We start from the raw sequence: 17,848 nt of genomic DNA, 5'->3' as shown, positions 1-17,848 counted from the left end.
AAATCAACTATTCTGAACTACTCCTTTCCTAATATACAGTGTTCAACATTTAAGTATCCGCTCAAATGGATACTAACGTTGTATCTATTTTTTGCCTGCCGCAGACACAGTCATCTCAGCGGTAAGATCGCCCTTCTTTGCGCCCACAAGCACTGCCGTCTTCTTAAATATGAGAACGTTATCTATATGAAACATAGCCTCTATAGAAATCCTTTGATTTATGGGTTTTATGACTCGATAGAAGCATATATTTGACGATAGAACGTTTTCACAATATGCTGTTTTTAGTCGCGTCGATGATATGCCAGCGACGGACATTCACCAGGCAGAACCCGCGATTAAAGGGAAGGGGGCCTTGCACATATCAACGCACCCAGCCGATTATGACCTCGCCGTTGAGGATCAGACGGCCAACGCGTGAACAATGTAGTTCTCAGCATCACTCACTCGGATCCTGAACTATCCGAATCGAGCGATTGCTTTGCATTCCGATGGAAGAAACGCATCATGGGAAAATATCAGACACTTATAGCATTAGCGGCGAGCGCGAGCCTGCTGATCGGAACATGCGTTCTGCCAGCAGCCTACGCCGATGAAGCCAAACCTGCACAAGTCCTCAAAGTCGATATGGGCAAGACAACCGGGGACTTCCTCGGCGGAGCCTCGGGAACCCTGTACGGCTTGGGCGACGAAGGATCGCCGACAGATGCCATTCTCGACGGCGCCCGTGTGGAGAATTCCTCACAGAAACCGCCAACGGGCTCCCAACACCCCAGCGGGGACGCCCTGGCCTTGGAGCGCCAGTTCTTTGCCAATGGAGGACGAGAACTGGCCGTATACATGCAGGATTATTACCCAGATTGGTCCTATAACCATGGTTCACGCCCGGGAGATGGCCGATCATATGTGACTGACGTTCCTGTCAGCGATCCTAGATATGGCACCTATACCGATCAGTCCAATGGACGTTGGGATTATAGCGAAGTTGTCGAAATCGTCGTCAATAAGATATTGTCCCAATCAGAGCATCCTGACCAATACACCTTCATCCCCTTCAACGAGCCAGACGGAGGCAACTGGTACTACACGGGCGATGATGCCCAGAACCCGCTGTTCAAAACAACTTTCCTGAACGACTGGGACGCAGACTACCAACTGATACAAACCATCTGGCAACAATATAAAACCGGCGAAAAACCAAGCAAGGTGCGCCCCACAGCAGCGCACGCCCGCATAGCCGGCCCTGGGGACTCATCCTTCAGGCAGCATAGATCAGAAGCTTTTCTGCGCCACACCAAGGAAGCGGGAACCCTGCCGGATATCTTCGTCTGGCATGAGCTGGGCAAAGAGAGCCTGCAGAACTATCGAACCCACTACGCGAATTACCGCACCTTGGAACACGACATCGGCGTGCCTGCCAGAAAAATCAATATCACCGAGTACGGAGAGCTACGCGACATGTCTGTACCAGGTCAGCTGGTGCAATGGATGAGCATGTTCGAGGACACCAAAGTCCAGGCCGAGACCGCCTACTGGAACTATGCAGGCAACCTATCGGACAATATGGCCAATGCCAATGCCGCTAATGCAGGCTGGTGGCAGTTCAAATGGTATGGAGACCTGAGAGGAGATCAGACTGTTCAGGTGGATTCCGATCACCGCGACAAAATCGACTCGCTCCAAGGTATCGGGGCATTGGATACCGCCAACCATAAGGGAACAGTCTTATACGGAGGCGCCAACGACGATAACGCCGATCAAGTGAAGAATACCGGGGCCAACATTCCAGTGACCGTGCAATTGACGGGATTGGACAAGGCGGGGTTTGGCTCCACAGTGGATGTCGAAGTGCGCGAGAATGCGTTTACGGGGCCAGACGGCATCGCTGCAACTCCTCGCGTAGTTAATACGCTCTCAAATGCTCAGGTACGCAATGGCACACTCGACGTCACCACAACCAGTGTGGATCGGTATGCCTCATATCAACTCGTCGTCACGCCACACCAGGACCGGTCACTTCGCACAGATGACCAATTGGGCCGAAATCTCCAAGTTACAGAAGCTGAACGGACCAAATTATCCGGCGGCGCCCGTGCTTACGACAAAACACCTTCGGGCAATGGGTGGAGCTACTTCATGACGTCCGGCAACGGTGATGTCGGCAACTTCAAGGATGGGGCCACAGCTGACTGGGAAGTCCAAACCCCTGCTGACGGCAAATACAGGCTGCAGGTAATCAGCGGAAACACTGGATTCCCAGGGACTAATAAGGTCAGCGTGGACTCCAAAGCCGTTGGCGAATTAGACTATCACGCCGAACTTGCCATGAAAGATGCCGCGAAATGGCTGTATAGGGGAAGCACTCAGCTGGAGATGAACCTTACTCAAGGACGACACATCATCAGTATCCATGGATCGACGGCCTTGGATAACACCCTTGACAAGTTCCTCCTTTACAGGATTCCCGAGGATCGCGATGGAACCAGCGATGCCGTAGACTACCCGGCTACGCAATTCCGTCTTGCCGGCGGAGCCTCGCTCGATTTCTCCAATGAAGGCAGTCGCGGGTTCGCCGAACTTCGATCAGGCCATGCTCATGCCTTCATCCATGGCTGGTCCCAGGGATACCACACGATCAAACTCGTCTATCGGGCCGCCAAAGGAACACCGATTGCCCTGAACATGAATGGAAAAACCCTCCCGGGAATCACTGCCGCCTACTCAGGTCTGCAATCGACCAGTCTTGAGGTGGCACTGAGTGAAGGCATCAACAGTCTGGACCTTTCGGGAACAGGCGTGAGTCTACGCGATGTTCAGGTCGCCGCATCCAAGGATCTGCGTCACTCTGCCATCTCCCTTCAGGCAGAGGATCAACAATTGAACGGCGGGGCGAGCGCGACCACTGAGAATTCGTCCAATGCCGAAAACCACCAATACGTGATCGGCCTGGGAAATCAGTTCACCACTGCTGAAAGCGGCCCGGCCGGATACGGCGATCGCACCCGTGTGGTGGTTGAGAATAGCAACAACAGACCAAAGGTGAATACGCACAATCCCGGCATCATGACCATTCCGGCAGGCACGGTTCCTCGTGGGGACTATATGGTGGCCGTCAGATTCTCCAACGATGCCTTCATTGGCAGGCACGACTATAACCCGCAAATCGTGGACCTCGGACTGCAAATCCGCCAGGGGGATGGCCACGGCCCCGAACTTGCCAGAGGTTCGTTTAGGTATACCTATTCCGACAGAAGCTTCTTGAACCGTTCGCTGCAGATATCCACGAATGGAGGGGCCCTATCACTGGGGAACTGGGATCCGGCTGGAACGGGCAGAGGCGCTGTCTCCTGGGGAGTGGCACCGAATATCGACTCCCTGATTTTCTACCCTGAAATCATCGGGACGCCGACATCCGAAGACCTAGAGTCCCACCCATCAGAACCAGGTTCAGTCACCATCCATGCCCCCGGTCTGGCTCAGGGCCGAATGACACTGCGTAAGGGCCAGAAATTGCAGTTGACCGCCACAGATTCGCAGAGATCATCTGATGCCGCCATCACCTGGTCCACATCGGATCCACGCATAGCAACGGTAGACCCCCAAGGCATGCTGTCTGCCCTTGAGGTTGGCAACTGCACGATCACAGCAAGTTCCGGAAGTGCCAGCTCGTCCTTCCGTCTTCAGGTGATTCCGGCGACATCCGCAGATGCGTCAACCGCGAACGATTCAAAAGCTGAACCTAGGTCGAGCGCGAAAGCAGCAGGACAAAAAGGTCAGGAATTCCGACTTTCATCCACAGGGTCTGCAGTTACGCTCATCCTCCTTACAACCATCGTGCTTGTAGGAACTTCCGTTCTGGCTTTCATGATGGTCCAGCATTCTCGCGGCAAACAGTCATGACATACTGTGCATACTGTGAGGCTTAGTCGAATTAACGGCTTTCCTGTGGCCATTCCCCATTCCGATAGCCACAGGAAGACCGGCATCGCCGGCAGACACACCTGCAACCCGACAGAAGCGACACGCTTAATTGACTCGATAACGTTTTCAAATTACTCTGTGTTTTTAGGGATTGACCTTCGTGGTCATAGGGATATGAACATTCTCCAAGACCACAGAGAGGCGATCAGCAAATAAGCAGGGAAGGTTGTTTGCGGTTATCGGTCACCACGATCTCCACCGACACCCGACTGGGCTGTAATCATATGGCAGAGGACATCATGACACATGACTTTCAATGGGGTAATAATCGTCTATCCTTGTTCTTTCATTGGGATGACGACGCTCCAGTCAGCATAGGTCGGATTACGTCGGATGATGTGGACATGAGGATCGACGACAATCTGCCCCTTGTGGAGATCATGGCCGCTGGCTTCGGTCATTGGATTGCCTGCGAAAGGCTGGTCAGCACTTCAATCGGGGCTGGCATGCGATACGTTTCTCATCATTCTGACAAATTTGAAAACGGTATCAATTCGTTGCACGTACGAATGGAGAACCGTACCGCCGGTCTTCAAGCTGACGTGACCTATCAACTTCCTACGAATCAGACCATGTTTCGGACCTTTGTAACACTGACCAACATCGGAAACCGCCCGATCAGCCTCGAATCAGTCACCAGCTGGGTCAGTCTGTTCGGATCCACGCCCGGAGAGCAGCAAGATGCAAGCGGCTGGAAACTTCTTCACGGCGCTTTCGCCTGGTTGGGCGAAAACCGCTGGCGCTCTGAAAATACCGAGGATCTCTTCCCTCAGCTCTCTCAGGAGCTGACCGGCAACAATCCACGCAACGAGTACAAAGCAATCTCCACAGGCACCTGGTCAACTGGTCACCAGGCTCCGCTCGCGGTCCTATGCAACAAGAGCCATACAGCCACTTGGATTTTCCAAGTCGAGCACAACGGAGCTTGGCGATGGGAGGTCGGCGACTATACCGTCGATGGATACATGGCTTTATCTGGACCCACAAACGAAGATCACTCCTGGTCAAAATGCCTTGCGCCGGGACATACCTTTACATCCGTACCAGCCTCGGTCACTCTGGCCTCTTCCTTCCAATCGGCCTACGATTCCCTGATCGCTTATCGGCGGACTTTCGGCACGCACGTGGCCAAGGACCAATATCCGCTAGTGGTTTTCAACGACTACATGAATACCATCAACGGTGACCCGACCACAGAGAAGCTGCTTCCACTGATCGACAGCGCAGCTGAAGTGGGGGCCCAAGTCTTCTGCATCGACTGCGGCTGGTATGACGATTCCGGCGATTGGTGGCCTTCGGTGGGCGAATGGAAACCCTCCACGACGCGCTTCCCGGGGGGATTCGCCGAGGTGATTGATGCCATCGTCTCGCGTGGCATGGTTCCAGGCCTGTGGATGGAACCCGAGGTCGTGGGCGTGCGTAGCCCTATCGCCGCCGCACTGCCAAACGCGGCCTTCTTCCAACGCAATGGTCGACGTGTAGTCGAACAGGACCGTTATCTACTCGACTTTCGAGCTGATGAGGCTCGCAAGTATATGGACTCGGTAATTGACAGGCTTATCGGCGAATTCGGCATCGGCTACTTTAAGTTCGACTACAACGTCTCTCCAGGAGCCGGCACCGACAATCAAGCCGATAGCCTAGGAGACGGGCTTCTAGGTCACAATCGGGCCTACTGCGGCTGGTTGGATGCTTTGCATGAGCGTTATCCAAATCTAATTCTTGAGAACTGCTCCTCAGGTGGCATGCGCGAAGATTTCATGCAGACCAGTCACTTCCGTGTCCAATCAACTTCGGACCAGCAGGATTATCGTCTCTATCCACCGATCGCAGCATCTTCACCAATGATGACCGTGCCGGAGCAGACGGCCAACTGGGCCTATCCACAAGCTTCCATGAGCTTGGAAGAGATCGCCTTCAACCTGAACACCAGCATGCTGGGCAGATTGTTCATTTCAGGCTTTCTCAATGCCATGGATGAGGATCAGCGCAACCTGATTGCCCAGGCCGTACAGACCTACAAGCTTCAAATACAGCCCATCGTTTCCAGAGCTGTCCCTTTTTGGCCCATGGGATTGCCCGGATGGACAGACAAGGCACTGGCCCTCGGTCTTCGGTATGACCAGAGCGCACTAGTGACGGTGTGGGCTCGAGACCCCGCTGGAGAAGAAAGCAATGTGGTCCTATCCCTGCCTGATTTCGCCAACTCAGCCGTTGACATTCATACCATCTTCCCCACAAGCGAACGATTCGCACCATGGAAAATCCTTTGGGACCAGAACAATGCCAAGCTGCGTTTGCAAGCGCCAGAGCGTCGATTCACGTCCCGAACCATATTGATCACAAGAAAGGAGGCCCGGGGTCAAAGTCGTCTTTAAGGAATTACCGGCAGGCGTCAACACCTACAAACCGGGGTTTCCGAGTAGCCATTCATGATGGGCAGAAGGTTCCGCGAAGGATCGTGGAACATAGGAAAGGAATTTCAATGAGGATATTCAACATAACCCGAGTCGGCGCGGCCATCGCCCTGACGGGCGCAATGGTTTTCTCTCTGGTCGGGTGCTCGAATCCCTCGACTGGCAGCAGTGACAGTGCCGATACAAGCTCTAAGGATTACTGGCCATCGGCAACGCAGAAACTCGACGGGGTTCAGCTGAAAATGTGGGTGGCTCAGAACTCCAACAAGATTCCGCTGAAGGTGGTCTCGAACTTCGAGAAGGCTACAGGTGCCAAAATCGATGTCCAGACCATTCCTGATCCGTACGAGCAGAATGTCCAGACGAAGATCACGACTGGAGATACACCCGACCTGGCCTTCTGGCAGCCCACCAAGTCCATGCTGGCTGGTTTTATCGCCCAGGACAAGCTGCAAAAGCTCGATAATGCACCTTGGGTGAAGAACTATACCCAAGGCATCGCCGATGCCGGTGGCGTAGTGGACGGCACCCGTTATGCGGCCCTTTTCTCCACCCCGCCAGTTGAGGGCGTCTTCTATAACAAGGAAGTCTTCAAAAAGGCCGGTATTACCGAGACACCTAAAAACTGGAACGACCTGGTCGAGACTGCCAAGAAGATCAAAGCGGCCAACGTCCCCGGTGTGAACTCCCCCCTATTCGAAATGGCAGGCTCACAATGGGGTACCCAGTACGCGGTATCCGTCCAACTGGCAGAGGCGGCTCAGAACGGCCTTTGGGATCGCATCAATACCGGAAAAGAGAAGTTCACCGACAAGACCATTCAGACCGCAGTCGACAACTACAAGCAGCTCTTTGATGAGGGCCTCTATAACAAGGACGCAGGATCAGCCAAGGACACTGACCAGGCTGCAGCGCTCTGGGACGGCAAGACCGGAATGATTATCCAGGTCAACTCCCTGTTCAACGCTGTGGCGGCTCTGGCCAAGAACGACAAACAGGCCTTGGACGAAAGAATCGGCTTCTTCCCCATTTCCAAGGATGGGAATGTCGGAACCATCATCCCCGAACAGAACAACGCGCTGGTGGCCTTCAAGAGCAAGGACAGCAAGAAGGAAGCCGCCGCTCGTCAGCTCATCAATTACTGGATGAGCACCGGATACGCAGACTTCGTCAAAGACCAGAAGATCATCTCCGTACTGAAGGGGGTTAAGTCCCCTGATTCGGTTCCCCAAGCCTTGATTGATTCCGCAGCTGCGATCAAGACCGGCGTAGGCTCCATGCAGTCCCTGGCCATAGCCAATCCTGACCTTTACATCAATTTGGCCGATATGGTCAACGGCACGAAGTCGCCCCAGGACGTAACCAAGGCGACCCAGGACCAATTCGCTCAATTGGCTAAAGCGCAGGGGGCCAAGAACTTCTAAAGGCTCCTGTCTTTGTCCTGCTTCCGGCAGCTGCCCGCACCAAGGCAACGGCCGGAAGCGGTCATCATGCACGACATCGGATGGGCATCGGGACCGGCGCTCCTGATTTTGATGCCCATCTCATGGAAGGAAAAGCAGATAAGTATGGTAAACCATGCAACCGAGGGGGTCACACCTCACGGAGGGCGAAGAAGGAACAGATCGATCACCCCCGTCAATCCCATCAAAACGCTTATGAAGCAGAACTACCCGCTGCAATTCGTCATTCCGGCATTTGTGGTCCTGCTAATCTTCTTCTTCATTCCGACGATCATGAATTTCATCTACGCCTTCACCAACTGGTCGGCCTTTGGCAAGACGATTGATTTCAACGGGGTACGCAATTTCGTCGATCTGTTCCGTTCGGGCACTTTGATGCGGGACCTGCGCATCACCTTGGTCTATGCCATTCTCGTGGCCATATTCCAGAACACCTTCGGCTTGATCCTGGCGGTCTTTCTCGAAGAAGACACCCGCCTCAACAGGTTCGCTCGGGTCATGTTCTTCGTTCCAGTCATCATGTCGGCCCTGGCGGTCGGGTACATCTGGCAGGCCGTGCTCAAATCTGACGGCGCCCTCAATCAGATACTCTCCTTCTTCCTGGGACGGACAATCGATCTGGCCTGGCTGGGCAACACCACATGGACCATCGTTCTTGTCGCAGCTATTCACGGATGGAAATGGATGGGCTTGTCTATGCTTATCTTCCTGGCCGGGCTCAAAACCATCGATTCGGACGTTCTGGAAGCTGCAAGCATTGATGGCGCCAACAAAAGCCAGATATTCTGGAAGATCAAGTTCCCGCTGCTGGCTCCGGCCTTTACTTTCAATGTCGCCACATCACTCCTGGGCTCCATGAACGGCTTCGACATCGTCCAGGCGACTACAGCAGGAGGACCTGGCGGATCCACAGAGATACTGAACATCTTTATTTGGAGAACCTTCGGCCAGGGACTCTACTCGCAGTCGACAACCATGAGCCTGGTCCTGTTTGTCATGGTGATGATCATCGCCATCCCCTTGATCATCTACCTGCGGAGAAGAGAGGCAAAGATCCTATGACATCGGCAACCTACACGCCGGATACGGCCACCCAGGCCCAAAGCAGCACAACTGTGAACAAACGATCCAAAACCGGCACCATCGTCCATGCGGTACTGGTGGTTCTGGTCATGCTGGTCCTCTTGGGCGTTCCTTTCTGGCTGCTCATCGTTACGGCCGGAAAAAGCCAGGCCGAGGCGATCCGCCCCACGATGAGCCTGCCTAGCCATTGGCAGCTCTTGCAGAACTTCTCGACCGTCATCACCGATGGCAAAATGATCAAGGCCTTCTTCGGATCGGTGATCGTTACGGTGCCCTCGGTCTTTCTGGCTCTGTTGCTCGGCTCTATGGCATCCTGGGTACTTGCCCGTCGAGCCACCAAGCCAATGACCGTGGTATACGCCCTTTCCATCTCCGGCCTTGTTTTGCCTCCGGCAGTAGTGACCGTTATGATGCTGCTCAAGATCATCGGCCTGTCAGGAACAGCTCTGGGAATGATCGGGGTCTACGTCGGAATCTACCTGTCTACGGTTATCTTCTTCGTCACCGGTTTCATCCGGACGATACCGATCTCTCTTGAGGAGGCCGCACGCATGGACGGGGCCAGTCCTATGCGGATATTCTTCACGATCATCCTTCCCCTCTTGGGTCCGACGCTTGCCACAGCAACCATTCTGGTCACCCTCTATATCTGGAACGACGTCTTCTACTCGCTCTTCATCCTTTCCGGCAAGATGGATCTGTTGCCGCTGAATCTCTACAACATCGCCTCTGCCGGACTCTACCTGAACAACTGGCATCTGATCTTCGCCTATATCATTCTGATGAGCCTGCCACTGCTGATCATCTTCGCCTTGGCACAGCGCAAGATCATTTCGGGCATCACCGGCGGAGCAGTGAAGTAGACCATGCTGAGAGGCGGGATGCGGGCGGCAAGGCATCAAGCATGACACCGCCCGCGTCCGGCCTCCTCATGTACTATGAAGTGGCCGGAAGTCGACAGCTGCGGCAGTTGGCCAAAAGGACGGACAAACAGATGCCGGTCCGTCAGTCTGATTCTGCGGGTATGCATGAATTCCATCCGATGGTCAGGCATAAGGCGGCGTATGGGTATGGGAGTTGCTATGGCTAGGACGGTCGATCACAATAAACCGGCATCCATCAAAGATGTCGCTGTCCTGGCTCAGGTTTCGGTTCCTACTGTGTCCCGTTACCTCAACAGTCCCGAACGGGTCAGCAAGGAAAAACGCGACAGAATTGCCAAAGCTGTGAAGCTCCTACGCTACCGCCCCAATCCTATTGCCAGAGCCTTGGTTAAGGAACGGACCAAAACCATCGCTGTTCTCTCGACAAATACCACTCTGTTCGGCCAATCGCAGACCATCTTTGGCATCGAGGAAAGAGCGCAAAAGGCTGGATACACATTGAATATCGGAGTTCTGAGCCCAGAGGCGGGCGAGCAATCACGCCAGCGCATCCAATCGATTCTGGACCAGAATCCGGCAGGCATTGTACTCCTTGATTACGATCAGGTTAGCGACGATGCTTTTGCTTACGTGAACAAGGATCTGCCCATCATCCTCATTGCCGGCAACCGGAAATCGGATGTCACTCAAATTTCCATGCAGGAGCGCGACGGAGGGTATGCGGTAACCTCCTATCTGTTGGGGTTGGGACACAAAACCGTGTATCACGTCAGCATTCCCGGTGGCGCTGGCGGATACAGCCGCCTGGCCGGATGGAGATCCGCCTGTGAGGATGCCGGAGTGCCTGCACCAGCACCCATAAAGGCTGATTGGGATCCCGAGTCCGGCAAGCGCATAGGGTCAGCCTTGGGACGAAAGCCTGAGGTCACCGCCATTTTTGCCGGCAATGACGAGATCGGCATGGGCATCATCCGAGGCCTCAACGATGTGGGCCGACGAGTGCCCGAAGATGTATCAGTAGCAGGCTTCGACGATCACCCCATTGCCAAGATATGGAATCCCTCCCTGACGACAATTCATCAGGATTTCTTCAAGGCAGGGGAAAAGGCCTTTGATCTACTGAAAACGGAAATAGATGACATTGATCAAGGGCGAGGCAGGACCGATGACTGGAACAGACTGGTTGAGTTGCCAGGCCACCTGATCGAACGAGAGTCAACCGGGGTTCCTAGATCGTAGCGACACGGAGTGTGGGAATCCATTTCTATCACACCCGTCTCTCTGATCTCCAAACCTATACTTGACCTATACTTGCCTTCCCCAACAGGGTGTCCCGCCACCTCGCACACCCAAATACACACCGCAAAACAAGTCAGGTTATGCGGCAAATTCGACAGTTCGCGCATACGCAGCCGCAGAAACACGTAGTAAATGATTAACTGAAACCGTGGCATAAAGGCGTGTCGATGCAGCTGAAGGTCGCTCGCCCACCCAGGAGGCGGACCACAGTTCAAATGCTCCGTCTGCTGCGTGACCGGTCCATAGTCGTGACCGGGTGAAGCTTCGGCAGAGAACAGAGGAAAGTAGCGAACATGTTCAGTGTCAATCTGAGCGATGTGGTCGCCGTACTCAAGTCGCTGATACCCCAGCTGGTGGTCATCGGCGTCTTTCTGGTACTGGCCCTGCTGATCACGATCGCCGTGAACAAGCACACCGTCAAAAACGTAGCCAACCGAAAGATGATCCACTCCCAGTCCTGGCTGGTGGCCTTCGTGGCTGTCGTCGCAGCCCTGGCGACCATGCTCCTGGGACCCTTGTCCAACCTGATCACCAAGTCCACCAGCAAGCACGAGCTGCAGCCGGCGACCGTTACCGCAGCCCGGAACCTGGCCAAGGACATCCAGCGTGAGTCCGTCACCATGCTGCAGAATTCGGATGGCACGCTCCCCCTGAAGTCCGACAAGGTCAATGTCTTCGGCTGGGCCTCGACCAACCCCGTCTACGGCGGCACAGGCTCCGGCTCCATGTCGGCAGACAACCCCACCACCAGCCTGCTTGACGGCATCTCCTCAGCCGGTCTGAAGACCAACAAGGAGCTGAGCGACTTCTATACCAAGTACCGTGCGGACCGCCCCAAGGTCGAGATGTTCGCCCAGGATTGGACCCTGCCCGAACCCACGGCCGACAAGTACACCAGCAAGCTCATGGATGACGCCAAGCAGTTCTCCGACACCGCTGTAGTGGTCATCGGCCGAGTGGGCGGCGAGGGCGCCGACCTGCCGAAGGACATGAAGGCCAAGGACATCACCTATCACGACAACGACAAGGCCAACCCGGACTTCAAGCAGGGCCAGAGCTTCCTGGAGCTGTCCAAGCCCGAGAGCGACATGATCGCCAAGGTCACCAGCTCCTTCGACAAGGTGGTCCTGGTCTACAACGGCGCCAACACCTTCAACCTGAACTTCGTGGGTCAATACCCGCAGATCAAGTCCGTCCTCTGGTGCCCGCCCCCGGGGCAGGCCGGCTTCACCGCCCTGGGCGAGGTCCTGAAAGGCAAGGTCAACCCCTCGGGCAAGACCTCCGACACCTTCGTGCGCGATCTGACCAAGACGCCGACCTACAACAACTTCGGCTCATTCACCTACACCAATATGGATGACCACAAGGCCACCTTCACCGGATTCACCGGCAAGCCCGAAACCAGTACGCCCACCTTCGTGGACTACAACGAGGGCATTTACGTGGGCTACCGCTTCTGGGAGACTGCAGCCAAGGAAGGCCTGATCAACTACGACCAGATGGTCCAGTACCCCTTCGGATACGGCCTGTCATACACCACCTTCAGCCAGAAGATGGGACCGATCCATCATGCTGACGGGAAGATCTCCTTCGATGTGACCGTCACCAACACTGGCGCCAAGGCCGGCCGCGACACTGTCCAGACCTACTTCGATCCCCCCTATATCGACGGGGGCATAGAGAAGGCCAGCGCCAACCTGATCTCCTTCAAGAAGACCAGGATCCTGGATCCCGGCAAGAGCCAGACCATCCCTGTGAGCTTCAAGGACGAGGACATGGCCTCCTATGATGCCGACCATGCCAAGGCCTACGTGCTGGACCAGGGCGACTACGGCATCTCCATCCGTTCCGACTCCCATCGTCCGATCCAGTCCGACACGGTCAACATCGCCCATACGGTCACCTACGACAAGAGCAATCCCCGCTCCGTCGACAAGGTCGCGGCCACCAACAGGTTCGACGATGCCAAGGGCACGGCGACCTATCTGTCCCGGGCCAACCACTTCGCCAACTATGAGGATGCCGTGGCGGCGCCCAAGAGCACCGAGATGCCCGAGGAGGCCAAGGCCCACTTCTACAACAACAGCAACTACGACCCCAAGAAGTTCGACAACGACAGCGACAAGATGCCCACGACAGGCGCCAAGAACAACGTCAAGCTCTACCAGCTGCGTGACAAGAAGTACGACGACCCCATGTGGGACAAGCTGCTGGACCAGCTCAGCGTCAAGGATATGGACAGCCTGATCGCCATGAGCGGCTATGGTACCCAGGCCGTCAAGGGCATCGGCAAGATCGAGCTCACCGACGCCGATGGCCCCGCCGCCCTGAACAACAACTTCACCAAGGTCGGCTCCCTGGGCTTCCCCTCATCCACCTCCCTGGCCTGCACCTGGAACCCCGGTTTGGCCACCCGCTACGGCGAGATGATCGGCACCATGGCCCATGACATGGATGTCTCCGGCTGGTATGCGCCAGCTTTCAACATCCACCGCAGCGCCTTCTCCGGACGTAACTTCGAGTACTTCTCCGAAGACCCCGAAATCAATGCGGTCATGGGATCCAACGAGGTCGCGGCAGCCAGGTCCAAGGGCATCTACTCCTTCATGAAGCACTTCGCCATGAACGACCAGGAGACAAACCGTACCAACATGCTGGCCACCTGGGCCAACGAGCAGACCATCCGCGAGATCTACCTGAAGCCATTCCAGGCTGCTGTAGTCAAGGGCGGCGCCCAGGCTGCCATGAGCTCCTTCAACTACATCGGCACCACCTACGTGGCCGCCTATGCGCCGCTGATGCAGGATGTGCTGCGCGGTGAGTGGGGCTTCCGTGGCATGGTGCTGACCGACTACTTCGGCGTCTATGGTTACCAGAACGCCGACCAGTTGATCCGCAACGGGAACGACGCCATGCTGGCCACCACCGAGGTGACCAACCATGTCAAGGACAAGAGCGCCACCTCGGTCAAGGCCATGCGCCAGGCCAGCCACAACATCCTCTATACGGTCGTGCACGGCTACAAGTACGCCAATGGCGACCCCAAGGTGCAGACCCCGGCCTGGCAGATCGCCCTCTATGTGGCACTGGTTGTGCTGGCCCTGATCTTCCTGGCCCTGGAGTACCTGGCCTTCAGAAGGTTCAAGGCACGGCGCAGCGCTGTCGACGTGGGCACCCTGAGCGATCTGGCGGACGACGCCCGGCAGACCCGCGCCCAGGATCCGGCCAGCATGGAGACCACGCCGTCCGAGGACAGCTCCGACCAAGGGCCGACGGCCTGATCCTCCATCTCTGTTGATTTGCTCCTTGGCAGACGGACCTATGCACCGTCCGCCAAGGAGCGGATCGACACCCCCGTTGATGCCCAGGCAGCATTCATGCCAGGAAAACAACAGGTTATGCAACCCGCCCGAGCAGGCCTCGGCAGTCGGGGAATAATGAAATTCAGTACCAGTCCGAGGCCGATTGTGGAAGCAACGAGGGTTCCCGCAGCAGGATCGGCCCCCGTCACAGAGAGGGAACACTATGGAAGTCAAGGATCTGACAGTGCTGGAACGGGCATCGCTGCTCTCCGGAAAATCCACCTGGGCGACCCGTGCCTTGAAGAGGGCGGGCATCCCGAGCATGGTCCTGAGCGACGGACCGCACGGTCTGCGCCGCCAGACCGGATCAGGGGACAACCTGGGCATGGGCAAGTCCAAGCCCGCCACCTGCTTCCCCACAGCCGGCACGGTGGCCTGCTCATGGGACCCGGAGCTGGCCAAGACCATGGGCCAGGCGCTGGGCAACGAGGCCAGGAGCCTGGGCGTCAACATGGTCCTGGGTCCGGGCATGAACATCAAGCGCAATCCCCTGTGCGGCAGAAACTTTGAATACTATTCCGAAGACCCCCAGGTGGCCGGTCACATGGCTGCAGGCCTGATCGAAGGCATCCAGTCCCAGGGCGTGGCCGCCACCCCCAAGCATTTCGCCATGAACAGCCAGGAGCTGCGCCGCCAGGCATCCGACTCCGTGGTGGACGAGCGCACCATGCGCGAACTCTATCTGACCGGATTCGAGATTGCTGTGCGCCAGGCCCACCCCTGGGCCATCATGACCTCATACAACATGGTCAACGGCACCTATGCCAACGAGAATCCCCACCTGCTCAAGGACATCCTGCGCAAAGAGTGGGGCTTCGACGGCATGGTGGTCTCGGATTGGGGCGGCTCCAACAGCGCGGTCGCCGCAGCCGCCAATGGCTCCTCCCTGGAGATGCCCCAGGCCGGATATGACTCCGTCCGACAGGTCGCCAAGGCCGTGCAGGAGGGCCGCCTGGACGAAGCCGACCTGAACGCCCGGGCCGAAGAGGTGGCACGGCTGGCCAAGCTGACCTACCACTCTGACATGGACCCCGATGGGAACCTGACCGCAGACCAGATACGGGACCATCATCAGGTGGCAAGGAGCATCGCCGAGGGATCCGCCGTCCTTCTGGTCAACCGGGAGGGACGCCTGCCACTGGCCGCCGGCACCCGGGTCGCCCTGGTCGGGGATATGGCCAAAACCGCAAGGTTCCAAGGATCCGGATCCTCAAAGGTCAACGCAGCCAAGCAGGAGAACATGCTGGACCTGCTCAGGCAGGGCAACGGCGACGGACTGGAGCTGGCCTCCTACAGCCAGGGCTACGAACGCCATGGCGAGAAGAACCGGTCTTTGATCGACCAGGCCGTGGCTGCGGCTGGCCAGGCTGACGTGATTGTCGCCTGCGTGGGCCTGGATGAGCGCAGTGAATCCGAGGGTCTGGACCGTTCCCACATGGACATTCCCAGCAACCAGGTCGACCTGATCAAGGCGCTGGGTGCGACGGACAAGCCCCTGGTGGTCGTCCTGGTGGCGGGCTCCCCCGTCACCACCGACTGGATCGACCAGTGCGATGCCGTCCTCTACATAGGACTGTCCGGACAGGCTGGAGCATCAGCCACTCTGAACATCCTGACCGGCCGGGTCAACCCCTCCGGCCACCTGGCGGAAACCTGGCCCAAGTCCTATGCCGACTGCCCCAGCGCCGACTGGTACCCCGACCCCGCGCACGAGTCCATCTACCGGGAGGGCCCCTTCGTCGGCTACCGCTACTACCTGACCGCCGACGTGGAGGAACGCTTCCCCTTCGGATACGGCCTGTCTTATGCACACTTCGCCTACGCCGATCTGACCGTGGACGACAAGGGAGTCACCTTCACCCTGACCAACGACTCAGACAGGCAGGGGGCCACTGTTCCCCAGCTCTACGTCCAGGCGCCCAAGGGTGGCGTGCTCAGGCCAGTCCGCGAACTGAAGGGCTTCAAAAAGGTCAGCCTGGAGGCCGGCCAGTCAACCCAGGTCCGCATCGACTTCGACCAGACGACCTTCCGGCACTTCGATACGGCCAGCAACTCCTGGCAGGTCGAGTCCGGCGACTGGACCATCATGATCGGATCCGACGCACGCAAGATGGAGCTGAGCGGGCACCTGACCGTCCAGGGCACCGTCGATCCACAGAGTCCCGACCCTGCCTTGGGCGCCTACCTGACCGGCCGGGTCAAGGAAGTCGACGATGCCGCTGTGACAGCGCTCTTCGGCCACCCGGTGGTCCGACAGGGCGCTGTCAGCACCTTCGGCGCCAATGATCCGCTCTCGTCCTGGAAGGACTCAAGAAGCGCCCTGGCCAGGTTCGTGGCCAACTTCCTGGCCAAGAGCGAGAACCGCCACGAGGCCAAGACCGGCAACCCCGACCTGAACACCCTCTTCCTGCTCAACATGCCTCCCAGGGCCATGGCCAAGATGACCAACGGGCTGATTGACACGGCCATGGTCGAAGCCATCGTCCGCATCCCCAACGGCCACCTATGGAGGGGGCTGGGCGGATTCATCGCCGGATTCTTCAGGAACATGTCCGCCAACCGCAGGACCGGAAAGGAGCTCAATCATGAGTGATCAGCACAGCCAGCAGGCCGGACAGCCGGCCCAGGGGAAAGCGACGACAGCCTCACGGTGGGCGATCGTGCGCTGGTGGCGGCGGTTCAGCGACCGGCACACCACCCTGGCCCAGTTCATCGTCTTCTTCATCCTGTCCAACGGGGTCACCGTCCTGCAGCTGGTGCTCATGCCCGTGCTCAAGGCCATCTTCAACGGCACCTCCCTGGTGGGCACCAACTTCCAGATCTGGCGCATGGGGACCGTCGGCGGCAAGCCCTACTACCTGTTCGACTACGCGGCCGGGTCCATCGGCCACGGCGGCGGGGGCGGCCTGGCCTACTTCCTTGCGGTGGAGATCACCCTGCTGATCGCCCAGATCATCAACTTCTTCCTCCAGCGCAACATCACCTTCAAGTCCAACTCCTCGGTCTGGAAAGCGGCCTTCTGGTACCTGGTGGCCTACGTGATCATCACCATCATCGCGGCGGCGCTGCAGGGCTGGTACAAGGACCCCATCTACGGCTTCTTCCAGCACACCCTGAACTGGGGCAGCCTGGGGACCACCATTGCTGATCTGGTCACCATGATCATCAACTCGGCCATCTCCTTCTGGGTCTTCTTCCCCATCTTCAAGGTCATCTTCCGTCAGGAGCCCACCGAATCCGAGGCGAGCGCCCAGTAAAATTCCGGCCCCACTCCCCCGGCCGCCAATGAACCGGCATGCATCGGCAGCCAGAGGGGCGGGGCCTTTTCCTCAAACCCATCATGTACAGTGGTCGCATAC

9 protein-coding genes are annotated in these 17,848 nt (G+C 57.1%); all 9 read left to right on the top strand.

Features of this window, described 5'->3' with window-relative positions; all coding sequences use genetic code 11:
• Nucleotides 1-507 precede the first annotated feature (507 nt).
• Nucleotides 508-3,900, top strand: a complete 3,393-nt coding sequence (locus tag ACUIAG_RS07000) for an Ig-like domain-containing protein (protein ID WP_445339477.1) — start codon at nt 508-510, stop codon at nt 3,898-3,900.
• 305 nt (nt 3,901-4,205) lie between these two features.
• Nucleotides 4,206-6,359 (top strand): glycoside hydrolase family 36 protein, encoded by a 2,154-nt coding sequence (locus tag ACUIAG_RS06995; protein WP_445339476.1) that lies wholly within the window; start codon nt 4,206-4,208, stop codon nt 6,357-6,359.
• A gap of 107 nt (nt 6,360-6,466) precedes the next feature.
• Complete coding sequence (locus ACUIAG_RS06990) at nt 6,467-7,822, top strand: ABC transporter substrate-binding protein (RefSeq protein ID WP_445339475.1); 1,356 nt, start codon at nt 6,467-6,469, stop codon at nt 7,820-7,822.
• Nucleotides 7,823-8,056: 234 nt separating this feature from the next.
• On the top strand, nt 8,057-8,923 hold the full coding sequence (locus ACUIAG_RS06985) for a carbohydrate ABC transporter permease (RefSeq protein ID WP_445339474.1): 867 nt from the start codon (nt 8,057-8,059) through the stop codon (nt 8,921-8,923).
• Nucleotides 8,924-8,976: 53 nt separating this feature from the next.
• Nucleotides 8,977-9,807, top strand: coding sequence for a carbohydrate ABC transporter permease (locus ACUIAG_RS06980; RefSeq protein WP_260803619.1), 831 nt, complete (start codon nt 8,977-8,979; stop codon nt 9,805-9,807).
• Between the two features lie 219 nt (nt 9,808-10,026).
• A complete protein-coding gene (locus ACUIAG_RS06975; RefSeq protein WP_024627128.1) occupies nt 10,027-11,067 on the top strand; it encodes a LacI family DNA-binding transcriptional regulator in 1,041 nt (346 codons plus the stop codon).
• A 353-nt stretch (nt 11,068-11,420) separates the two neighbouring features.
• Nucleotides 11,421-14,408, top strand: a complete 2,988-nt coding sequence (locus ACUIAG_RS06970) for a glycoside hydrolase family 3 C-terminal domain-containing protein (protein WP_445339473.1) — start codon at nt 11,421-11,423, stop codon at nt 14,406-14,408.
• 244 nt (nt 14,409-14,652) lie between these two features.
• Nucleotides 14,653-17,082 carry a glycoside hydrolase family 3 C-terminal domain-containing protein gene (locus tag ACUIAG_RS06965; RefSeq protein WP_445339472.1) on the top strand — a complete coding sequence of 810 codons (2,430 nt, stop codon included), beginning with the start codon at nt 14,653-14,655 and terminating at the stop codon, nt 17,080-17,082.
• Nucleotides 17,075-17,746, top strand: coding sequence for a hypothetical protein (locus tag ACUIAG_RS06960; RefSeq protein WP_445339471.1), 672 nt, complete (start codon nt 17,075-17,077; stop codon nt 17,744-17,746). The genes ACUIAG_RS06965 and ACUIAG_RS06960 overlap by 8 nt, the downstream gene beginning before the upstream one ends.
• Nucleotides 17,747-17,848 lie beyond the last annotated feature (102 nt).

It is taken from the genome of Bifidobacterium sp. ESL0825 (genome assembly GCF_052606465.1).
The sequence above is the reverse complement of the archived record's forward strand: the minus strand, read 5'-3'. Positions and strand labels throughout refer to the sequence as shown.